Below are 20,911 nucleotides of genomic sequence, written 5' to 3' on the forward strand. Positions count from 1 at the left end.
TCATGCTGAAAACCCTCGCGGTCCGGCAGGCCGACATCGGCGATGCCATCGCCGACACCTGGAGGTCGGTGCTGCTCTTCATCCCGAAGGCAGTGGCCTTCATCGTCATCCTCGTGGTCGGCTGGCTGATCGCCAGAGCCGTCCTCAAGATCGTGGATACGGTGCTGGAACGGGTGCGTTTCGACCAGGCGGTCGAACGCGGTGGCATCAAACGGGCCCTGGAGAGAACGAAGTACGACGCCAGCGACATTCTGGCCAGACTGGCGTACTACGCCGTACTGCTGTTCACGCTGCAGTTCGCCTTCGGAGTCTGGGGGCCCAACGCGATCAGTGACCTGATCAGCGGCGTGGTGTCCTGGCTGCCGCGCGCGTTCATCGCGATCGTCATCGTGGTGGTGGCGGCCGCGATCGCCAACGCTGTGCGGGATCTGGTCACCGGGGCGCTGGGAGGGCTCTCGTACGGCAAGGTCCTGGCCGACCTGACGGCGATCTTCATCATCGCGCTCGGTGTGATCGCCGCCCTGAACCAGGTGGGTATCGCCACCACGGTGACCACTCCGGTGCTGATCGCGGTGCTCGCCACGGTGGCCGGCATCCTGATCGTCGGCGTCGGCGGTGGTCTCGTGAAGCCGATGCAGAAGCGCTGGGACGGCTGGCTGGACCGGGCTGCCCAGGAGGCCCGGGCGGTGCAGCAGCAGCGTCAGGCCACGTCGGCCGGGCGGAGTGACGTGGAGCGGCAGATGGCCGACCGCGGGGGTGACCGCACCCAGGCCATGCCTCGGGTGGACGAAGCCCAGCAGTACCGCTCGTAGCGGGCGTAACGGCACGACGGTGGGGAGGGTGTTCCGCGTCCGACGCGGGGTGCCCTCTCCGCGCGTGTCAGTCCCGGTCGAGTGCCCGAGCCAGCGCGCAGACCGCGAGCAGGCGGGTGAGCAGCCACTCCGGTTGGCTCCAGTCCACCGGCCCGCTGGGCGGCGTCCACCCGTGCTCCAGGGCGGCGGCGCGCACCCCGTCGGCGTAGCCGGCGAGCGCCGCGGCGGTCAACGGGGTGCGGTCCCCGTCGAGGCTGTCCCGGACGGCCGCCGCGTGCTGGTCGACCGAGGCCAGCAGCCCCGGTCGTGCGGCGGCGGCGGCGAGCCCGACAGTGCCCACGGAGACGGTGAGGGCGGCCAGGGTGGACCGCGCCGAGTCGACGGCGGTACGGGAGGCGACCCGGTTGAACGGCACACGCATGGTGACCGAGGCTAACCGACCGGTGACCACCCCGACCTCGGCCGCTCGGTGGATGTCGGCTGCGCCACTGGGCGATCGCCGCTGACCTGGGGGATTGATCCGGCACAGACGGGGCAGGAGAACCACCCAGGATGACGGCACGGAGGCACAGATGGGACAGCAGGAGGACGGGCCGGATGAGCGGCACCGGCGGCCGGACGGGGTCAGCGACGCGACGGTCGCCGCGCTCGGCAAGCTCAGCGAGGCGCTGGAGTGTGTGGAGCGGGCCCGGGGGCACCTCTACTCGATGCACCAGCTGATCGGGCATGCCGACCTGATGCTCGACGACGCGGTGGAGCAGTTTCGCGCCGCCGGACATCCGCACCTCGCCGACCGGATCGCCACGGAGCTGCGCGGCCGCAACGTCATCGCCGGACGGTGGACGTTCCAGATCGTCGAGGACTTCGACGACGGCTACCACGCGCTGTTCCGGAAGTTGGACCAGCAGGCCCGCGACGAGCTGGTGGGCGGACGGCGCCACCTCTACGAGGCGGAGATGAAGGAACGCCGCCGTAGCCGGGGCCGGCCGGGCCACGAGGCCCGGCCGGGCGGCCCTGGCTAGTCGCTTGTCGCGTCGGCCGGGCGTCGCCGTGCCGCGTCGTCGGCGATGATCACGGTGGCCACCATCAGCGCGACGCAGAGGCTGAACAGCCAGGACTCGTCGGTGACGAGCCAGGCGGACACGGGTGCCTGGAGCGCGGCGAGCAGGAAGCCGAGCCAGGCGAGCCGGCGCTGACGCGTGGAGAGGATTCCGGAGCCTTGATGCATCCCGAAATTCTTACGCGAACCGGCCGGCTTGCCGTCCTCCGATCGGCCGATTCTGGATGAGCTGTCCGTTTTCTCGACCGTCCGGACACGACTTCTTTGCGCACCGAGCGATCGGGTGCCGACGGCGCTAGGGTGCTGCTGCGGCAGGATGGTGCCTCGTGTCCACCCCGCCCGCGCGCCCCCGCTCCTCGCTGCTCCTGCTGGCCTACCTCGCGTTCGTCAGTCTCGGCCTGCCCGACGGCCTGCTCGGCGTCAGCTGGCCCTCGATCCGGGGCGACTTCGACGTACCGACCGAGGCGGTCGGGTGGGTGCTCACCGCCGGCACCGTCGGCTATCTCACCTCCAGCGTGCTGGCCGGTTTCACGCTGGCCCGGGTCGGCGTGGGCGCCCTGCTCGCCGGCAGCACCCTGCTGGCCAGCCTGGCGCTGACCGGCTACTCGGTGAGCCCGGTGCTGGCGGTGCTGGTGGGCTGTGCGCTGCTGCTCGGGCTGGGCTCCGGCGCGGTCGACTCCGGGCTCAACGCGTACGCCGCCGGGGCTCTCGGGCCCCGCCACATGAACTGGTTGCACGCCTTCTTCGGCCTCGCCGTGGCCATCGGTCCGCTGATCATGACCGGGGTGCTGAGCACCGGGCTGGGCTGGCGCTGGGGGTACGGCATCGTGGCCGCCGCCCAACTCGTCCTCGCCGCCGCGTTCGCGCTCACCGTGCGGGCCTGGCGCCGCGGAGTCCCGGCCGGCACCGAGGCGGGCGCCGCTGTCCAGGCCGGGCCCGCCGGCACGGGCACCGAACCGGCACCGGTCGTCCCGGTCCCGGTTCGGGACACGCTGCGGCTGCCGGCGGTCTGGTCGGGGACGCTCGCCTTCGTGCTGTATGTGGCGATCGAGGTGTCCGCGGGGCTGTGGGCGTTCCTGCTGCTGACCGAGGGACGTGGGCTCAGCGCGGCGCTGGCCGGCGGCTGCGTCTCCGCGTACTGGGGCAGTCTCTTCGTGGGTCGGGTCGTGCAGGGCCTGGTGGCCGAGCGCCTGGGGGCGGGGCTGGTGCTGCGCGTCAGCCTGGCCGGAATGGCCGTCGGCGCGGCGCTGATCGCCGTTCCCGGGCCGGCCGTCCTGGCGGTGCTCGGCCTGGTCGTCGTCGGGTTCGCCGCCGCGCCGGTGTTTCCGCTGCTCACCCTCACCACCGCCGAACGGGTCGGCGCGGCGCACGCGGACCGGGCCATCGGGCTGCAGATCGGCGCCGCCGGCGTCGGCGCGGCGCTCTTCCCGGCCGGACTGGGCGTGCTGATCGGCAACACCTCGGTGCAGGTGCTGGGCTCCGCCCTGCTGGCGCTCGCGCTGGCGCTGATCGCGCTCTACGAGTGGGGCGCGCACCGACCCGGCGCCGGGTCGCCCGCGCAGGCGGTGCCCAACCAGCCCGGAAGCGGCGAGGGTCAGACGTCCGGCCCGGTCCGACCGGTGGTGGACGGGCGGTAGGCGCGCTGCGGGTCGGTGGCCTCCCGGGTGTTGCCCTGGGTCGGCCCGTCGCGGTCCGCCGCAGCCGGCCCGTGCCCAAACGCGGCCTCCTCGCCGGCGTCGTTGCCCGTCACGTCGTCGGCCTGCCCGTCGAGGGTGGAGCCCGCCACGGCGCGCTCCAACTCCTCCAACGGCAACCGTTCCTCGTCCCGCCACACCCTGATGTTGTCGTCGGTCATGCCTTCAGCCGTACCCGGGCGCGATGATCGCAAACGGGCTCGGACACCGCGATGGCCGCCGGGATTCCGGCGGCCATCGCAGGTCACTGCTCGGGGTCACGGCTGCGGGCGGTCCACCTTTCCGCGCCACGCGCCGGTCTCCTGACCACGCCGCTCGATGTAGGTCTTGAACCGTTCCAGGTCGCCCTTGGCCCGTCGGTCGACGATGCCGAGCTTGTCGCCGGCCTGCTCGACGACACCGTGCGGCTCGAACTCGAGTTGCAGGGTGACCCGGGTCTTGTCCTGGTCCAGCCGGTGGAAGGTCACCACACCGGCCTGCTGGGTGCCGTCGGTCGAGCGCCAGGCGACCCGCTCGTCGGGGAGCTGTTCGGTGATCTCCGCGTCGAACTCACGCTTCACCCCGGCGATGTCCACCGTCCAGTGGGTCATCGTGTCGGAGAGCTGCCGGACCTCCTGCACCCCCTCCATGAACTGGGGGAACTCCTCGAACTGCGTCCACTGGTCGTACGCGGTGCGTACGGGCACGGAAACGTCAACGTGTTCGGTAACGCCACTCATCGGGGAACCTCCTTCAGTCGCGGGTGGGTTGGTGGATCGGGGGCGATCCGTCTCACCAGCGAGTTGTCTCGTTCTTGTTGCCGAGCGCGGCCCACACCTCGGAGACCGTCTGGTAGACGGTGCCCTCGGGCAGCCGTTCCAGCGCCGCCACGATGTCGTCCGGCGCCTCGTTCTCGCGGGCGCTGGCGATGAGCACCAGGCGGTCACCCGGCAGCGCGCTCATCGAGATGAACCGGCCGAGCCGGCTGCGCTGCTCGACGTCAGTGGAACTCATCCCCTTCGGGGCGCCGCTGCGCGTCTCGCCCGCCGGGGCGGTGGTCGCCTCTGGCTGGTCCTCACCGGCCGGTTCCGGAACCCGGAACTCGTCAACCCGAGAGCCACCGGTCCCCGGCCCCTGTACGAGGCCGCTGACCTCCTGACTCATCTGTTCGTCGATCCTCGGTCCGTGCTTGCTGTTGCCACGCTCCATGCCTTCTGCGCTACCCGGCACCCCGTTCGGTAAACCGGCACCGGGCCAGGAACCGGCCCTCGGCCGGGCGGCGAACCGGACACCGCGACCGAACGGGAGCTCAGTCGTCGGCGGGCTTGCGGGGCGGCAGCACCGGCTCCTCCGGGTCCGGCTCGCCGGCCTGCAACTGCCGCCCGCGCTGCACCTCGGCGTTGATCTGCACCCCCAGCATCAGCGCCGAGTTGGACAGGTAGAGCCAGACCAGGAACGCGATGGCCGCCCCGAGGCTGCCGTAGGTGGTGTCGTACGAGCCGAAGTTGGCCACGTAGAGGCCGAAGCCGAAGGAGGCCGCCGCCCAGGAGATCAGGGCCACCGCGCCGCCCGGGGTGAGCCAGCGGAACCGGGGCTGACGCACGTTCGGCGCGATCCAGAACAGCAGGGAAAGCAGCACCATCATGATCATGGCGAGGACCGGCCACTTCGCCACGCTCCACGTCGTGCGGGCCAGGCCGCCGGCGTTGATCAGGTCGCCGACCGCGTCGGTGACCGGCCCACTGACGATCAGGCCGAGGGCGACCACCGCGAGCAGCACCAGCGTGATCGCCGCCAGGCCGATCTGTAGCGGCCGAAGCTTCCAGACCGGGCGGCCCTCGGTCACCCCGTAGACGGCGTTCGAGGCCCGGGTGAACGCGCCGATGAAGCCCGACGCGGACCAGAGCGCGCCGAGCAGGCCGAAGCTCAGCAGCAGCTTGGGGTTGCTCTGCTCCAGCACCACGGACCGGATCACCCGGACCACGCCGCCCTCCTCGTCGGTCAGCACCGCCCCGGCGCCCACCTGGTTGGCCAGGTCGACCACGGTGTCGACGGTCTGCTCGCCGCTGGAGACCAGACCGACCAGCGCCACCACCACGATGGCGGACGGAAAGAGCGCCAGCACCCCGTAGTAGGTCAGCGCGGCGGCCCAGTCGGAGCAGTTGTCGGTGACGAAGTTCTGCACGCTGCGGACCAGCACCCCGCGCCAGGTCCGCCAGCTCAGCTGGCGCATCCTTCGGGGCATCCGGGCGCCCGGTGTGCCGTTGAGCGTCGTACCGGGCTCCGTGGTCGTCATGCCCGCTCCCTGCGCCCCGGCCGCCGGATGACCGGTCGTCCGGTCTGGCCTGGCCCGGCGGTACCCGGATGGTGAAATCGACAAACCCCACCGGCCCCGGGCCGGTGCCGCTAGGGTTTGCCGCCGCCGGACCGGGGAACGGTCACAGTGACCCTGTCGACACGGAGGAGGACGAGATGCCCGGGCGCGAAGACCTGCCCAGCACGCTGCGGCGCTCCCCGGAGAAGGCGCAGCGCACCTGGGAGAAGACACACGACTCGGCGGTCGAGACCTACGGCGAGGGGGAGCGGTCGCACCGCACCGCCTTCGCCGCGGTGAAGCACGAGTTCGAGAAGGTGGGCGACCACTGGGAGCCGAAGGGCCGCAAGGGCCCCAGCGACCAGCAGGCCGCCGGTGGTGGGCCGGAACGACGAGCCCCCACCGCGGGTGGCGTGGACGCCAACGCCACCAAGGACCACCTGATGTCGGTGGCCCGCAAACTCGACGTACCCGGCCGGTCCAGCATGACCAAGCCGGAGTTGGTCACGGCCATCGAGAAGGCCAACGACCGAGCCACCCGCAAGGCCCGCGGCGACTGACCGCCGCCGCACGGGAGCACAACCGACCCGGTACGGGCGGACGCGCCACCCCTGCGTCCGCCCGCACCGCCTCACCAGTGCCCGCCGCCCGGCGCCTCGATGTGCACCGCCTTCGTGGCGGTGAACTCGTCCAGCAGTTCCGGGCCGTACCCGAAGCCCTGCCCGCTGGCCCGGCGCGGATGCGCGGCGCCTCCCGGCGCACCCCCGAACACCGCGTTGACCTTGACCGTGCCCACCGGCAGCTCCCGCCAGGCCCGCTGCGCGTGACTCATCGACGGGGTCAACACGGTGGCGGCCAGCCCGTACGGGGAGTCCGCCGCGCAGCGCAGCGCCTCGTCGAACGAGTCGACGACCACCACCGGGGCGACCGGCCCGAAGGTCTCCTCCCGAACCAGCGTCATGTCGTGGCGGCAGTCCGTGACGACGGTGGCCGGATAGAACGCCCCCGGCCCGTCCGGGACCTCGCCGCCCACCACCACCCGGGCACCGTCGGCCACCGCGGCCGCCACCTGCCCGTGCACGTGGTCCCGGTGCCGCCGGTCCACCAGCGGGCCCAGCTCGGTGCCCGGGTCCCGGCCCGGCCCGACCCGCAGCGCCTCGGCGCGTCGTACCAGCGCGGCCACGAAGTCGTCGGCGACCTCCCGGTGCACGTAGAGCCGCTCCACCGCCACGCAGATCTGCCCGGCGTTGGCGAACGCGCCGAGCGCGGCCTGTTCCGCCGCCCACTCCGGGTCGACGCCCGCGTCGACGATCAACGGGTCACTGCCCCCGTTCTCCAGGAGCACCTTCGCGCCGGTGCGGGCCGCGGCGGCGGCGATCGCCCGCCCGGTCGCGGTGGAACCCACGTGCGCCACCACGTCGACCTCCTGCGCGGCCAGCGCCGCACCCACCTCCGGGCCGCCGGTGAGCAGCGACAACACCCCGGTCGGCAGCGCCTGGTCCAGCGCTCGGGCCAGCAGCCAACCCGTCGCCGGTGCCCGTTCGCTCGGCTTGTAGAGCACCACGTTTCCGGTCACCAGGGCCGCGCCGAGCAGCCCGCAGGAGACCGCCACCGGGTCGTTCCAGGGGGTGATCGCCGCGACCACCCCGCGTGGCTGCGGGGTCAGGAAGTCCAGCGCGTCGGTCTCACCGTTCAGCGTGCGCCCACCGCGCAGCGGTGCCAGCTCCGCATACTGTCGCAGGGTGCCGATCCCCGCCTCGACGCCGCCGCGCGCGTCCGCCAACGGCTTGCCCATCTCCGCGGTGACCGCCGCGGCCAACTCGTCGACGATCGCGGCCACCGCGTCCGCGGCCCGGTGCAGCGCCGCCGCCCGTTCGGCCGGCGCGGTCGCCGCCCACTGGGCCGCCGCGTTGCGGGCCGCCTGGGTCGCCTTGCCCACCTCGTCGGCCGTGGCCACCGGCACCGTGGTCACCGGCGTGTCGTCCGCCGGGTCACGCACGACCAGTTCGCCGCCGTCGCCGCCGGCACCCCACACCCCGCCCACCAACTGCGCAACCGTGTACATGCGGCGCTGGTTGCCCCGGCCCCGGCGAGGCAAACGCGTTTCGCCCGGTTGCGCGCCGGGTAGGCGGATCCGATGACAACCACCGCCGCGCAGAGCGCGGACGCGGTCATCGTCGGCGCCGGGCACAACGGCCTGGTGGCGGCCAACCTGCTGGTGGACGCCGGCTGGGACGTGGTGGTGCTGGAGGCGACGGCCGCGCCCGGCGGCGCGGTCCGCTCCGCCGAGGTCACCGCGCCGGGCTACCTGAGCGACCTCTACAGCTCGTTCTACCCCCTCGGGTACGCCTCGCCCGTGTTGGGCGGCCTGGACCTGGATCGGCACGGGTTGTCCTGGCGGCACTCGCCGGACGTGCTGGCGCACCTGCTGCCCGACGGCCGGGCCGCGGTGATCAATCGTGACCCGGACGTCACGGCCGCGTCGCTGGAGCAGTTCGCCCCGGGGGACGGCAAGCGTTGGCTCAACGCGTACACCGACTGGCTCGACGTGGCCGAGCCGATGCTGGACGCGATCACCTCGCCGTTCCCGCCGGTACGCGGAGGGCTGGGTCTGTTGCGTCGGTTGCGCGTCGCCGGCGCGCTGCGACTCGCGCGGCGGCTCGTCGTGCCGGTCCGCAAGCTCGGCGACGAACTCTTCGACGGTGCCGGCGGGCCGGCCCTGCTGGCCGGCTGCGCCCTGCACACCGACCTCTCCCCGGAGGAGGCCGGCTCCGGGGTGTACGGCTGGCTGCTGGCCATGCTCGGCCAACAGGTCGGCTGGCCGGTGCCCGACGGCGGCGCGCAGCGGATCACCAACGCGCTGGTGGATCGGCTACAGGGGCGCGGCGGGACGATCATCTACGGTGCCCGGGCCGACCGGGTGCTCACCGCCCGGGGCCGGGCGATGGGCGTGCGGACCGTCGGCGGCGCGCTCTGGCGGGCCCGGCGGGCGGTGCTCGCCGACGTCCCCGCGCCGGCGCTCTACCTCGACCTGGTCGGCGCGGCGGCACTGCCGTCCCGGATGGTGGAGGACCTGGCGCACTTCCGGTGGGACGGCTCGACGCTGAAGGTGGACTGGGCGCTCTCCGCGCCGGTGCCCTGGACGAACCGGCAGCTGGCCGGCGCCGGCACCGTGCACCTCGGCGCGGACCTCAACGGGCTCACGTACTACGCCGGCGAGCTGGCCCGCGGCGAGCTGCCCCGCGACCCGTTTCTGCTGGTCGGGCAGATGTCGGTGGCGGACCCGAGCCACTCCCCGCCGGGCACCGAGTCGCTCTGGTCGTACACCCACCTGCCGTTCCGGCGCAACTGGCGGGCCGAGGACGTCGCCGGGCACGTACAGCGGATGGAGGAGGTGCTGGAGGCGGCGGCCCCGGGTTTCCGGCAGCTGATCGTGGGCCGACACGTGGCCGGGCCGGCCGACCTGGAGAAGGGCAACCCGAGCCTGGTCGGCGGCGCGCTCGGCGGCGGGACCGCCGCCGCGTACCAGCAGCTCTTCCTGCGCCCGATTCCTGGCCTGGGCCGGGCGGACACCCCGGTGGACCGGCTCTTCCTGGCCAGCGCGTCGGCGCATCCCGGCGGCGGTGTGCACGGCGCGCCGGGCGCGAACGCGGCCCGCGCGGCGCTGGCCCGCGACCGCGCGCTCACCGGCCGCGCCTACGCCGCAGCCGTCGCCACCGCCCACCGCGCCATCTACCCCGACTGACCGCCCACCCTCGGCCCGTCGAGAGCCGGGGTGATCAAGAGGTTAGCGTCAGATTTTCCGGCGTCGGCGACGCAAACCTCTTGATCACCCCGGTGGGTGGGTGGGGCGGGGGTGGGTGGGGTTAGCGGGTTATGTTGCGGTGCTTGCTGCGCAGGCGGAACGGCATGAGCGCGCTCTCCACCTTGGTCGCGGTGGTCATCTTGGAGACGCCGTCACGCCGCTCCTCGAAGCGGATCGGCACCTCCAGGATGGTGTGCCCCAGCTTGGTGGCGAGGTAGTGCATCTCCACCTGGAAGCTGTAGCCGTTGGACTGCACCCGCTCCAGGTCGATGTCGCGCAGGGCTTCGGCCCGCCAGATCTTGAAGCCGGCGGTGAGGTCCCGGATCCGTACCCGCAGCAACGTGTGCACGTAGAGGTTCGCCCAGCCACTGAGCGCCCGGCGATAGAGCGGCCAGTTCTCGTCCAGCTCGCCGCCGGGCACGTACCGGGAACCGATCACCACGCTGGCCTGGGTGGAGAGCAGCGCGCCGAGCATCCCCGGCAGCGCCTCCGGCGGGTGCGAGAGGTCGGCGTCCATCTGCGCCACGTACTCGGCGCCGCCCTCGATCGCCCGACTCATCCCGTCCACGTACGCCCGGCCGAGGCCCTCCTTGCCGGCGCGGTGCACGACCTCGATCCGGTCGGGGTGCTCGATGGCCAGCTTGTCCGCCACCTCCCCGGTGCCGTCGGGGGAGTTGTCGTCGGCGACGAGGATGCGCAGCCCCGGCAGCGGCAGCGCGAGCAGCCGCTCGACCAACGCCGGGAGGTTGCCCGCCTCGTTGTACGTGGGCACGACGACGGTCAGGCGTGCGTCCCGCCACGGCGACGGCAACTGCACCGGCTTGATCATGTCGGTCATCCTCGGTTTGCGGACAAGGGTCATGGAAAGGGTATCCAGTGGCTGCATTCGGTCCGAGGGAGGCACCCCCCCTCCCGGGTGCTTCGTTCCGTCGCCGCCGGCCGGGCGCGCGCGCCGATGCCCTGATCAGTGCCGACGCTGGTGAGAGTTTGTGCTGGTCAGCGCCGCCGGCGAGCGACCGCGGTGAGGGCGAGCGCGGCAACGGAGAGCGCGACACCGGAGAGCGCCGGCTTGTGCGTGCCGACCCAGAGCGCCGCGGAACGGTCCCGCGCCTGTTCGCGGAACACCCCCGCCGCGCCCCGGTCCGTGTCCGCATCGCCGGGATGATCCAGATTGTCCCGCCAGGTGGCCGGATCGATCTCCTCACCGGTCTGCTGACTGTCGTAGCCGTCGCGGGCCAACTTCCGGTCCAGCAGGCCGGGAAACAGGACGTCGGCCACCCGGGCCCGCCAGGTCGGGCCGCCCACGTTCAGCTCCCTGGTGCCGCGGTCGGCGGCCCACACGATGGCCCGGGCGGCCAGCTCCGGAGTGAAGATCGGTGGCACCGGCTGCGGATGCCGGGGCAGCCGGGTACGGACCCAGGAGAACTGCGGCGTGTTGACGGCGGGCAGCTGCACCATGGACAGCTTCACCCCCGGGCAGTCGTGCAGCAGTTCGGCGCGCAGCGAGTCGTTGAACCCCTGGATGGCGTGCTTGCTCGCGCAGTACGCCGACTGCAGCGGGATCCCCCGGTAGGCCAACGCCGAGCCCACCTGCACGATCGTGCCCCGCCCGTGCGCCCGCATGTGCCGCAGCGCGGCGAGGGTGCCGTGCACCGTGCCCAGGTAGGTGACCTCGGTGACCCGCCGGAACTCACGCGCCGGAATCTCCCAGGCCGGCGCGAACACCGACGCCATCGCGTTGTTGACCCACACGTCGATGCCGCCCCAGCGGTGCACCACGTCGTCGGCGGCCTGCTGCACCGCGCCCGCGTCGGCCACGTCGACCCGGTACACCCGCACATCGGTCGCGCCGCGCAGTCGGCACTCCCGCTCGGCGGCGAGCAGACCCGCCTCGCCCCGCGCCAGCAGCGCCAGCCGGGCGCCGCGCGCCGCGTACGCGTGGGCGACGGCCCGGCCGACGCCGGCGCTCGCGCCGGTCACCACCACCGTCTGGGTCACGACGCTGCCTTCTGACGGGTGGCGATGTCGGAGAGCCGGTCCAGCGTCTCCCGGTTCCGCAGATGCAGCACCAGATCGTTGAGCTTGTTGTGCACCCACCGCAGCGGGCCGGCGGCGAAGTCCTCCCCGATGCGCACCCGGGTGGCGCCCTCGCCGACCGGTTCCAGGGTGAAGGCCACGATCGCCTCGCCCGCCGGCCAGAGCCCGGCCTTGAGCACGAGCCGGTGCGGCGGCTCGCAGACCAGCACCGTCGAGGCGTCCTGCAAGGAGAGCGGCCAGGGCCCGGCACGGTGGTGCAGTTGGCTGCCCACCCGGGGCCAGGCGTCGTCCACGTCCCGCATGTGCGTCGTGCCGACCACCCAGTCGCTGTACGTCCATCCGTCCGCGAGCACGTCGAACACCTGCTGCGGGGAAGCCTCGATCACTTTCTCCACAATCGCCACGGGGATCCCATACCCGGAGCACGGCACGGGCTAACAGCCGCCGGGGTTAGCTTCTCCGGCGCGGCGGGTAAGGCCGACCCGGGGCATCGCTGGCGGCGCTGGCCCACCGCCTCGACGACGACGTTTACTCCTCGGGGCGCAGGGAACCCGCCGGCTGTGCGACAGGACCAGGAGGATCCGTATCAGCGCAGGTCAGCCCAGGTGTACGCCGCTGCTGACCGCGCCGGTTCCGGGTCTGTCGCAAGCCCCCGCCCCGTCCTGTACGACGCGGTGCTACTGGACCGCGACGGCACCCTGATCGAAGACGTGCCGTACAACGGCGACCCGGAGAAGGTGCGGCCGGTGCCGGGCGCGCGGGCGGCGCTGGACCGGCTGCGGGCGGCCGGGCTGCGGCTGGCGGTCGTCACGAACCAGTCGGGCCTGGCCCGGGGCTACTTCACCGGTGAGCAGATGCGGGCGGTGCACGCCCGCGTCGAGGAGCTGCTGGGCCGATTCGACGCGTGGCTGGTCTGCCCGCACGACGACGCCGACGGTTGTGACTGCCGCAAGCCGGCGCCCGGTCTGGTGCACGCCGCCGCCCGCGAGCTGGGCACGAGCGCGTCCCGGTGCGTGCTGGTGGGCGACATCGGCCGGGACATCGGCGCCGCGCTGGCCGCCGGGGCCGCCGGGGTGCTGGTGCCCACCCCGGTGACCCGGCCGGAGGAGGTCGCCGCCGCCGGGTGGGTGGCCACCGACCTGCCGGCGGCGGTGGCGGAGATCCTGCGCCGCCTACAGGCCGTGCAGCCCTCGGCCCCGCCCACCGAACCGGTACGGACGGCGCTGGTGGTCCGCTCGGACTCGGCGGGTGACGTGCTGGTCACCGGCCCGGCGATCCGCGCCGTCGCGGCCGGAGCGGAGCGGGTGGTGCTGCTGTGCGGGCCGCGCGGTCGGGCCGCCGCCGACCTGTTGCCCGGCGTCGACGAGATCATCGAACATCCGCTGCCGTGGATCGACCCCACACCGGGGCCGGTCGACCCGGCGGCCATCCGGAGCCTGACCGCGCGGCTGGGCGCGGTCGGCGCGGACCAGGCGCTGGTGTTCACCTCGTTCCACCAGTCCGCCCTGCCGTTGGCCCTGCTGTTGCGGATGGCCGGGATCGACCGGGTCGCGGCGATCAGCGACGACTATCCGGGCTCCCTGCTGGACATTCGGCACCGGGTGCCGGTCGGTGTCCCCGAACCCGAACGTGCGCTCTCCCTGGCTGCCGCCGCCGGCCACCGGCTGCCCGACGGCGACGAACCGGTCCTGCGGCTCCGCCGAGACGCCGTGCCACCGCGACCGGCCGACCTCGGCGACCCGGGGTACGTGGTGCTGCACCCCGGTTCGGCCGCGTCGAGCCGGGCCTGCCCACCCGAGGTGGCGACCCGGATCGTCGGGGCGCTGACCGACGCCGGGCACCGGGTGCTGGTCACCGGCGGCCCGGACGAGCGGGCGGTCACCGCCCGGGTCGCCGCGGCCGGCGGCACCGACCTGGGCGGCCGCACCGACCTGGCCGGGCTGGCCGCGATCGTCGCGGACGCCGGCGCGGTCGTGGTCGGCAACACCGGGCCCGCGCACCTGGCGGCCGCCGCCGGCGTGCCCGTGGTGAGTCTCTTCGCGCCGACCGTCCCGTTCGGCCAGTGGGGGCCCTACCGGGTGCCCACCGTCCGGCTCGGAGACGCCACCGCGCCCTGCCGGGACACCCGGGCGGCCAGCTGCCCGGTCCCCGGGCACCCCTGCCTCAGCGGCGTCGACCCGGACGAGGTGGTCGACGCGCTGCGGACGCTTGCCGTCAGTGGTGGTGGCGGCCGATGAACATCCTGCTCTGGCACGTGCACGGCTCCTGGACCACGTCGTTCGTGCACGGCAGCCACCGCTACCTGATTCCCACCACCCCGGACCGCGGCCCCTACGGCCTCGGCCGGGCCCGCACCTACCCGTGGCCGGACAGCGCGGTCGAGGTCACCCCGGACGAGCTGCCGGGCGCCGACATCGACCTGGTCATCCTGCAACGCCCCGACGAGATCGACCGGGCCGAGCAGTGGCTTCGCCGCCGCCCCGGCCGGGACCTCCCCGCGATCTACGTCGAACACAACACCCCGAAGGGCGACGTGCCCAACACCCGACACCCGATGGCCGACCGCGACGACCTGCTCATCGCCCACGTCACCGGGTTCAACCAGATCTTCTGGGACACCGGCACCGCCCGCACCACAGTGGTCGACCACGGCATCGTCGCCCCCTCCGCGACCTACACCGGCGAGCTGGACCGGCTCGCCGTGGTGATCAACGAGCCGGTACGGCGAGGTCGGGTCACCGGCACCGACCTGCTGCCCCAGTTCGCCGAGATCGCGCCGCTGGACGTGTTCGGCATGGGTGTCGCCGGGTTGGCCGACCACCTCGGGCTGCCCGCCGACCGGCTGACCAGCCACGACGACGTGCCCCAGGACCGGATGCACGCCGAACTGGCCCGCCGGCGGGCGTACCTGCACCTGTGCCGGTGGACCTCCCTCGGGCTCAGCCTCATCGAGGCGATGGCGATCGGCATGCCGGTCGTCGCGCTCGCCACCACCGAGGCGGTGATGGCGGTGCCCCCGGCGGCGGGGGCGCTCGCCACCCGGACCGACACCCTGCTCGACGCCGCCCGCCGGTTCATCACCGAACCGGCGACCGCGCGTCAGGCCGGAGCGGCGGCGCGAACCGCCGCGCGCGACAGGTACGGCCTCGACCGTTTCCTCGCTGACTGGGACCGGCTGCTGGAGGAGGAAGTATGCGGATCGCGATGATCTCGGAGCACGCCAGCCCGCTCGCCGTCCTCGGAGGGGAGGATGCCGGCGGCCAGAACACGCACGTCGCGGAGCTGTCCGCCGCGCTCGCCGCCGCCGGGCACGAGGTGCGGGTCTACACCCGCCGCGACGCGCCCGACCTGCCGGTGACCGTCCGCAGCCCGGACGGGTACGACGTGGTGCACGTGCCGGCCGGCCCGGCCGAGCCGGTGGCCAAGGACGCGCTGCTGCCGCACATGCGAAAGTTCAGTGACTGGCTGATCGAGCGCTGGCGCGGCGGCGACTGGGTGCCCGAGGTGATCCACGCGCACTTCTGGATGAGCGGCCTGGCCGGGCTGACCGCCGGCCGGCAGACCGGGGTGCCGGTGGTGCAGACGTACCACGCGCTGGGCACGGTGAAGCGCCGCTACCAGGGTGTGCAGGACACCAGCCCGGCCCGACGGGTCGCCTACGAGCGGGAGCTGGGCCGCTCGGTGGACCGGATCGTCGCGCAGTGCCGCGACGAGGTGGGCGAGTTGGTCCGGATGGGTGTGCCCCGGTCCCGGATGACCGTGGTGCCCTCCGGGGTCAACCTCGCCACCTTCGCCCCGCTCGGGCCGGCCGCCGACCGGGAACCCGGACGGGCCCGGATCCTCACCGTGGGTCGGCTGGTCGAGCGCAAGGGCTTCCAGACCGTGATCCGCGCGATGGCGCTGGTCCCGGACGCCGAGTGCGTGGTCGTCGGCGGCCCACCCGAGGGGCTGTTGGAGACCGACCCGTACGCCCGCCGGCTGCGGGCCCTCGCGGAGTCGTGCGGGGTGGCCGACCGGGTGCACCTGGTCGGCGCGGTGCCGCGGGAGGAGATGGGCCGCTGGTACCGCTCGGCGGACCTGCTGGTCGCGGCGCCCTGGTACGAGCCGTTCGGGTTGACCCCGCTGGAGGCGATGGCCTGTGGGGTGCCGGTCGTCGGCACGGCCGTGGGCGGCATCCGGGACACCGTGGTCGACGGGACGACCGGCGACCTGGTGCCGGCCCGGGATCCGCACGCGCTGGCCACCGCGATCCAGGGGTTGCTCGACGACCGGATCAGGCGCTTCGCGTACGCGACGGCGGCCCGCCAGCGGGCCCGGGAGCGGTACTCGTGGGCGGCCACCGCCGAGCGGCTGGTCGAGGTCTACAGCGAGGTGGCCGCCGTGCGCCGGCCGACCCGGGTGGTGGCCTGATGCCGGCGGGCAGCCTGCTCGACACCCACCTCACTAATCTCGCCGCGGCGCTGGTGCCGTACCGGCGGTGCGAGCGACAGCTGGCGCGCTGGGGCGGGCACCTGGCCCACCGGCTGGCCGCCGGAGGACGCCTGCTGGTCGCCGGCAACGGCGGCAGCGCCGCCGAAGCCCAGCACCTCACCGCCGAGCTGGTCGGCAAGCTGCACGACGACCGTCAGCCGCTGTCCGCGATCGCGCTGCACGCCGAGACGAGCGCGCTCACCGCCATCGCCAACGACTACGGCTACACCGACGTGTACGCCCGCCAGGTGCGCGCCCACGGCCGCCCCGGCGACATCCTGCTGCTGCTGAGCACCAGTGGAACCAGCCGCAACCTGGTCGCCGCCGCGCAGGCCGCCCGCGACGTCGGGGTGACCACCTGGGCGCTCACCGGCACCGCCCCCAACCCGCTCGCCGAGACCTGCGACGACGTGCTGGCCGTCGCGTCCCCGGACACCCAGGTCGTCCAGGAGCTGCACCTGGTGACCAGTCATCTGCTCTGCGAGTACCTCGAACAGGAGCTGCCCGCGGCGCTGGCGGCGGTCGCCGATCCGGCGGTCGTCCACCCCGTGCCGGGCGAGGCGGCGCCGGTGCGGACCGGGGTCGAGGTGGTGCTCGACGGCGGGACCGGACAGCAGGTCGACGCGTGAGGATGAGGAGGCAAGCGTGAGGGGACCGGTGGTGGTGCTCGGGGACACCCTGCTCGACCGGGATGTGGAAGGTGTGGTGAACCGGCTCTGCCCGGATTCCCCGGTGCCGGTGCTCGACGAGACCGCGGCCACCGACCGACCGGGGGGCGCCGGTCTGGCGGCGGTGTTCGCCGCCGCGCAGGGCGCCGAGGTGGTGTTGGTGACCGCGCTCGCCGACGACGCCGGCGGGGCCCGGTTGAGCGCTCTGCTCGCCGCCGCCGGCGTGCAGGTGTACCCCCTGGCCCTCTCCGGCGCGACGCCGGAGAAGATCCGGCTGCGGGCCCGGGGGCGGGTGCTGCTGCGGCACGACCGGGGCGGCACGTCCGGGGAGCCGGGTCAGCCCTCCGACGAGGTGCTCCGGGTGATCGGCGCGGCGTCGGCGGTGCTGGTCAGCGACTACGGCCGGGGGGTGGCCCGGCAGCCCGCGCTGCGCGCCGCGCTGGCCGCCACCCGCGCGCCGGTGGTGTGGGACCCGCATCCGCGCGGCCCGGCGGCGGTGCCCGGCGTACACCTGGCCACCCCGAACGAGTCCGAGGTGCGCGAGCTGATCCCCGCCCTGCCCGGTGCCTCCCGACTGGCCACCGCGTCGCGCGGCGCCCAGGGGCTACGGCGGCGCTGGCGGGCCGGCGCGGTCGCGGTGACGCTCGGCGGTGACGGCGCGCTGCTCTGCCACGCGGGGTCGACGCCGCTGGTGGTGCCGACGCCGGGTACCGCCGAGGGGGACACCTGCGGTGCCGGCGACCGGTTCGCGGCGGCCGCCAGCCTCGCGTTGGCCCAGGGCGCGCTGGTCTCCGAGGCGGTGCAGGCGGCGGTCGCCGAGGCGTCCGCGTACGTGGCGGGTGGGGGAGTGGCGACGGCGCTGCCTCCGTCCGGACCTGCGGTGCGCGCGGGGCTCGGGTCGCGAACCGCGCAGTCGCCAACCCGAGGCGGCGCGGTGACCGCTGGGGTGGCTGACCGGGTGGGCGTCGCCGCCGTCGCCACGCTCCTGGCCGAGGTACGAGCCGCGGGTGGCACGGTGGTGGCGACCGGTGGTTGCTTCGACCTGCTGCACGCCGGGCACGTGGCCACCCTGGAGGCCGCCCGGCAGCTCGGTGACTGCCTGATCGTCTGCCTCAACTCCGACGCCAGCGTGGCCGGGTTGAAGGGGCCGGACCGGCCGGTGCAGTCCGAAGCGGACCGCAGCCGGCTGCTGGCCGCCCTGAGCTGCGTCGACGCGGTCCTCATCTTCGACGAGCCGACCCCGGAGGCGGCCCTGTCCTGGGTACGTCCCGACGTCTGGGTCAAGGGCGGCGACTACGCCACCGGTGGCGGGGACGAGACCGCCAGCCTGCCGGAGGCGGAGGTCCTGCGCCGGTGGGGCGGGAACACCGTGGTGGTGCCCTACCTGGACGGTCGTTCCACCACCGACCTGATCGTCCGCTCGCTCGCGGAGCGGACCCGATGACCGCCACGCGGCCCGGTGCCGGGCCCACCGTCCTGGTCACCGGCGGCGCCAGCGGGCTCGGGGCCGCGGTGGTCGCCGCGGTGACCGCCTCCGGTGGCCGACCGCTCGTGCTGGACCGGCAGCCGCCGGTCGACGGGGTGTCCTGGACCGAGTGCGACCTGGCCGACACGCGTGCCGCCGAGGTGGCCACCCAGCACCTCGCCGAGCAGGCCGGTGGCCTGGACGCGGTGGTCACCGCCGCCGGCACGGACGTGCCGGGCCGACTCGCCGACCTGCCGGGGGAGACCTGGGACCGGATCATCGCCGTCGACCTGCTGGCCACCGCGGCGGTGATCCGGGCCGCGCTGCCGTTCCTGCTGACCTCCCGGGGCCGCATCGTCACGGTCGCCTCCACCCTGGGCGTCAAGGCGGTCAGCGACGCCACCGCGTACTGCGCGGCGAAGTTCGGCGTGGTGGGGTTCACCCGGGCCCTCGCCGCCGAGCTGGCCGGTCAGGTCGGCGTCACCCTGCTCATTCCGGGTGGGATGCGCACCGCGTTCTTCGACGAACGTGACCCGCAGTACAAGCCGGGGCCGGACGCGATCCTCAACGAGCCCGCCGACACCGCCGCCGCGATCATGTTCGCGCTCAGCCAGCCGCCCGGCTGCGCGGTGCGCGAGATGGTGGTCTGCGCCGAGCAGGAGACCTCGTACCCGTGATCCTCGTGCTGCGCGCCCTCGGCGTCGGCGATCTGGTGACCGCGGTGCCCGCGCTGCGGGCGCTGCGGGCCGCGTACCCGTCACGGGAGTTGGCGCTCGCCGCGCCCGGTTGGCTGGCCCCGCTGGTCGACCTGGTCGGTGGCGTCGACCGGCTGGTGGACACCGCCGGGCTGGACCGCCCGCTCCGGGTGGGGTCGGCCCCGCGGGTCGCGGTCAACCTGCACGGGCGCGGCCCGCAGTCGCACCGGTTGCTCGTGGCCACCCGGCCCGGTCGGCTGCTCGCCTTCGCCAGCCCGGACGCCGGCTGCGCCGACGGCCCGAGCTGGGCCGCCGACGAGCACGAGGTGGACCGGTGGTGCCGGCTGCTGTCCTGGTACGACATCCCGGCCGACCGCGCCGACCTCAGCCTGCGTCGGCCCGGGTCGGCGGGGCTGCCCAGCGGTGTCACAGTGCTGCATCCGGGCAGCAAGATCCCGGCCAAGCGGTGGCCGGCCGAGCGGTTCGCCGCGCTGGCCCAGGCGCTGACCGACCAGGGGCACCGGGTGCTGCTCACCGGCTCGGCCGACGAACGGGCGTTGGCGGCCCGGGTGGCCGAGGCGGCGCGCCTGAGCTCGGACGCGGTGCTGGCCGGCCGGACCGACCTCGGCGCGCTCGCCGCGCTGGTGGCCGACGCCCGGCTGGTGGTCAGCGGGGACACCGGGGTCGCCCACCTGGCCACCGGGTACGGCACCCCGTCGGTGGTCCTCTTCGGGCCGGTGCCACCGGCGCACTGGGGGCCACCACCGGACCGGCCACGGCACCGGGTGCTCTGGGCCGGCGAGGCGGATTGGCCCAGGTGGGATGGGGTAGGAAGCCACCCGACGATGGCGGCTCTGCGCCTTGACGAGGTGTTGGCCGCCGTGGCCGAGGTGGAGAGGGTGGTGCGGGTCTCCGGTGCGGTTGCGGCGTAGCGACCCGGGTCGACCGGGGTACGGACGGCGTCGGCGCGGGCGGGGTTGGCTCTTCGTCGACCCGTCCGGGGCTCCGGTGCGGGATCCTGATGTCCTGGCCCGGCTGCGGGAGTTGGTCATCCCGCCGGCCTGGCAGGACGTGTGGATCGCGCCGCACCCGAACGGGCACATCCAGGCGATCGGGATCGACGCGGCTGGGCGCAAGCAGTACATCTACCACCCACGGTGGCGGGAGAAGCAGGACGAGGCGAAGTTCGACCACATGCTGGAGGTGGCTCGGCGGTTGCCGGCGCTGCGCGAGCGGGTGGGACGCGACCTGGACGGCCGTGGGCTGGGCCGGGACCGGGTGCTGGCGACGGTGACCCGACTGCTGGACATGGGGATGTTCCGGGTCGGCAGCGACCAGTACGCCAACGGCGACGACCCGACGTACGGGGTGTCCACCCTGCGCCCCGAACATGCCCGGTCCCGGCGCGGCTGTGTGGTGTTCGTGTTTCCCGCGAAGGGGGGCATCGAGCAGGTCCGCCGGATCGAGGACCCGGAGCTGTGCCAGGTGCTGGTGAATCTGCGCCGTCGTCGGCGGCGGGCGGAGCGGCTGTTCGGCTACTGGGACGGCCGGGAGTGGCGCGATGTGCGTAGCGACGAGGTCAACGGGTACCTGCGCGACGCCAGCGGTGGGGAGATGACAGCGAAGGACTTCCGCACCTGGCACGCCACCGTGCTCGCGGCCACCGAGCTGGCCACCGTCGGCCCGGCCCGCTCGGTGACCGCCCGGCGCAAGGCGGTGGTCGCCGTGATGCGGGAGGTGGCGGAGCTGCTGGGCAACACGCCGACGGTGGCCCGTGCGTCGTACGTGGACCCCCGGGTGGTCGACCTCTACCACGACGGGGTGGTGGCGCCGGTGGATCCGCAGGCGCCGCGCGAGGAGGCGGAGCGGGTCGTCCTGGAGCTGCTGGAGAAGGCCTGACCGGCCCTGTCGG

Annotated in this window: 23 protein-coding genes; 13 read left to right on the forward strand and 10 right to left on the reverse strand. The window is 74.0% G+C overall.

The genetic code is table 11. The features are described 5' to 3' along the window. Window positions 1–2: 2 nt before the first annotated feature. Entirely contained in the window at window positions 3–812 is an 810-nt protein-coding gene (locus tag AC5L30_RS08470; protein WP_091401646.1) for a mechanosensitive ion channel family protein, read from the forward strand. Between the two features lie 67 nt (window positions 813–879). On the opposite strand, the gene AC5L30_RS08475 is transcribed toward AC5L30_RS08470, so the two are convergent. Beyond that, window positions 880–1,233, reverse strand: a complete 354-nt coding sequence (locus AC5L30_RS08475; protein WP_494866347.1) for a DUF6401 family natural product biosynthesis protein — start codon at window positions 1,231–1,233, stop codon at window positions 880–882. Window positions 1,234–1,384: 151 nt separating this feature from the next. Here AC5L30_RS08475 and AC5L30_RS08480 point away from each other — a divergent pair, with 151 nt between their 5' ends. After that, window positions 1,385–1,834 carry a hypothetical protein gene (locus AC5L30_RS08480; RefSeq protein ID WP_494866348.1) on the forward strand — a complete coding sequence of 150 codons (450 nt, stop codon included), beginning with the start codon at window positions 1,385–1,387 and terminating at the stop codon, window positions 1,832–1,834. Here the strand turns inward: AC5L30_RS08480 and AC5L30_RS08485 are convergent. Continuing rightward, window positions 1,831–2,040, reverse strand: coding sequence for a hypothetical protein (locus tag AC5L30_RS08485; RefSeq protein ID WP_030334989.1), 210 nt, complete (start codon window positions 2,038–2,040; stop codon window positions 1,831–1,833). The genes AC5L30_RS08480 and AC5L30_RS08485 overlap by 4 nt on opposite strands. 158 nt (window positions 2,041–2,198) lie before the next feature. Between AC5L30_RS08485 and AC5L30_RS08490 the strand changes: the two genes are divergently transcribed. Continuing rightward, on the forward strand, window positions 2,199–3,509 hold the full coding sequence (locus AC5L30_RS08490) for an MFS transporter (RefSeq protein WP_494866349.1): 1,311 nt from the start codon (window positions 2,199–2,201) through the stop codon (window positions 3,507–3,509). Here the strand turns inward: AC5L30_RS08490 and AC5L30_RS08495 are convergent. The 4 genes from AC5L30_RS08495 to AC5L30_RS08510 all read right to left on the reverse strand — a co-directional run bounded on the left by AC5L30_RS08495 (window position 3,467) and on the right by AC5L30_RS08510 (window position 5,841). Then, window positions 3,467–3,727 (reverse strand): hypothetical protein, encoded by a 261-nt coding sequence (locus tag AC5L30_RS08495; protein WP_494866350.1) that lies wholly within the window; start codon window positions 3,725–3,727, stop codon window positions 3,467–3,469. The two genes, AC5L30_RS08490 and AC5L30_RS08495, sit on opposite strands and share 43 nt — an antisense overlap. Before the next feature lie 96 nt (window positions 3,728–3,823). Continuing rightward, window positions 3,824–4,285 carry an SRPBCC family protein gene (locus AC5L30_RS08500; RefSeq protein ID WP_494866351.1) on the reverse strand — a complete coding sequence of 154 codons (462 nt, stop codon included), beginning with the start codon at window positions 4,283–4,285 and terminating at the stop codon, window positions 3,824–3,826. 52 nt (window positions 4,286–4,337) lie between these two features. After that, window positions 4,338–4,754: a DUF2795 domain-containing protein gene (locus AC5L30_RS08505; protein ID WP_238660523.1), complete on the reverse strand. Its 417-nt coding sequence runs from the start codon at window positions 4,752–4,754 to the stop codon at window positions 4,338–4,340. A 100-nt stretch (window positions 4,755–4,854) separates the two neighbouring features. Next, window positions 4,855–5,841 (reverse strand): YihY/virulence factor BrkB family protein, encoded by a 987-nt coding sequence (locus AC5L30_RS08510; RefSeq protein WP_494866352.1) that lies wholly within the window; start codon window positions 5,839–5,841, stop codon window positions 4,855–4,857. Between the two features lie 176 nt (window positions 5,842–6,017). Between AC5L30_RS08510 and AC5L30_RS08515 the strand changes: the two genes are divergently transcribed. Continuing rightward, the gene (locus tag AC5L30_RS08515; RefSeq protein WP_145791495.1) at window positions 6,018–6,419 is read left to right on the forward strand and encodes a ChaB family protein; all 402 of its coding nucleotides are present in this window, start codon (window positions 6,018–6,020) and stop codon (window positions 6,417–6,419) included. 71 nt (window positions 6,420–6,490) lie between these two features. Here AC5L30_RS08515 and AC5L30_RS08520 read toward each other — a convergent pair whose 3' ends face one another. Next, entirely contained in the window at window positions 6,491–7,924 is a 1,434-nt protein-coding gene (locus AC5L30_RS08520) for an aldehyde dehydrogenase family protein (protein ID WP_494866353.1), read from the reverse strand. A 72-nt stretch (window positions 7,925–7,996) separates the two neighbouring features. Between AC5L30_RS08520 and AC5L30_RS08525 the strand changes: the two genes are divergently transcribed. Further along, window positions 7,997–9,604: a phytoene desaturase family protein gene (locus tag AC5L30_RS08525; RefSeq protein ID WP_494866354.1), complete on the forward strand. Its 1,608-nt coding sequence runs from the start codon at window positions 7,997–7,999 to the stop codon at window positions 9,602–9,604. Window positions 9,605–9,725: 121 nt separating this feature from the next. On the opposite strand, the gene AC5L30_RS08530 is transcribed toward AC5L30_RS08525, so the two are convergent. From AC5L30_RS08530 to AC5L30_RS08540, 3 genes are all read right to left on the reverse strand, one after another. Continuing rightward, a complete protein-coding gene (locus tag AC5L30_RS08530; RefSeq protein ID WP_494866355.1) occupies window positions 9,726–10,493 on the reverse strand; it encodes a polyprenol monophosphomannose synthase in 768 nt (255 codons plus the stop codon). A gap of 167 nt (window positions 10,494–10,660) precedes the next feature. Next, window positions 10,661–11,662, reverse strand: a complete 1,002-nt coding sequence (locus tag AC5L30_RS08535) for an SDR family oxidoreductase (protein ID WP_494866356.1) — start codon at window positions 11,660–11,662, stop codon at window positions 10,661–10,663. Next, window positions 11,659–12,105: an SRPBCC family protein gene (locus tag AC5L30_RS08540; protein WP_494866357.1), complete on the reverse strand. Its 447-nt coding sequence runs from the start codon at window positions 12,103–12,105 to the stop codon at window positions 11,659–11,661. Before AC5L30_RS08540 ends, AC5L30_RS08535 begins: the two co-directional genes overlap by 4 nt. Before the next feature lie 156 nt (window positions 12,106–12,261). Between AC5L30_RS08540 and AC5L30_RS08545 the strand changes: the two genes are divergently transcribed. Genes AC5L30_RS08545 through AC5L30_RS08580 form a run of 8 tightly spaced genes read left to right on the forward strand, consistent with a single transcriptional unit; the run spans window position 12,262 to window position 20,898 of the window. After that, entirely contained in the window at window positions 12,262–13,938 is a 1,677-nt protein-coding gene (locus AC5L30_RS08545; protein WP_494866358.1) for an HAD-IIIA family hydrolase, read from the forward strand. Beyond that, window positions 13,935–14,909, forward strand: coding sequence for a glycosyltransferase (locus AC5L30_RS08550; RefSeq protein ID WP_494866359.1), 975 nt, complete (start codon window positions 13,935–13,937; stop codon window positions 14,907–14,909). The genes AC5L30_RS08545 and AC5L30_RS08550 overlap by 4 nt, the downstream gene beginning before the upstream one ends. Next, window positions 14,894–16,111 carry a glycosyltransferase gene (locus AC5L30_RS08555; protein WP_494866360.1) on the forward strand — a complete coding sequence of 406 codons (1,218 nt, stop codon included), beginning with the start codon at window positions 14,894–14,896 and terminating at the stop codon, window positions 16,109–16,111. Before AC5L30_RS08550 ends, AC5L30_RS08555 begins: the two co-directional genes overlap by 16 nt. Continuing rightward, window positions 16,108–16,800, forward strand: coding sequence for a D-sedoheptulose-7-phosphate isomerase (locus tag AC5L30_RS08560; protein WP_494866568.1), 693 nt, complete (start codon window positions 16,108–16,110; stop codon window positions 16,798–16,800). Before AC5L30_RS08555 ends, AC5L30_RS08560 begins: the two co-directional genes overlap by 4 nt. 16 nt (window positions 16,801–16,816) lie before the next feature. After that, a complete protein-coding gene (locus tag AC5L30_RS08565) occupies window positions 16,817–18,283 on the forward strand; it encodes a PfkB family carbohydrate kinase (RefSeq protein ID WP_494866361.1) in 1,467 nt (488 codons plus the stop codon). Then, complete coding sequence (locus tag AC5L30_RS08570) at window positions 18,280–18,981, forward strand: SDR family oxidoreductase (RefSeq protein WP_494866362.1); 702 nt, start codon at window positions 18,280–18,282, stop codon at window positions 18,979–18,981. The genes AC5L30_RS08565 and AC5L30_RS08570 overlap by 4 nt, the downstream gene beginning before the upstream one ends. Beyond that, window positions 18,978–19,931 (forward strand): glycosyltransferase family 9 protein, encoded by a 954-nt coding sequence (locus AC5L30_RS08575; RefSeq protein ID WP_494866363.1) that lies wholly within the window; start codon window positions 18,978–18,980, stop codon window positions 19,929–19,931. The genes AC5L30_RS08570 and AC5L30_RS08575 overlap by 4 nt, the downstream gene beginning before the upstream one ends. Next, a complete protein-coding gene (locus AC5L30_RS08580; protein ID WP_494866364.1) occupies window positions 19,915–20,898 on the forward strand; it encodes a DNA topoisomerase IB in 984 nt (327 codons plus the stop codon). Before AC5L30_RS08575 ends, AC5L30_RS08580 begins: the two co-directional genes overlap by 17 nt. Window positions 20,899–20,911: the final 13 nt, after the last annotated feature.

The sequence above is a fragment of the Micromonospora sp. BQ32 genome (genome assembly GCF_059358895.1).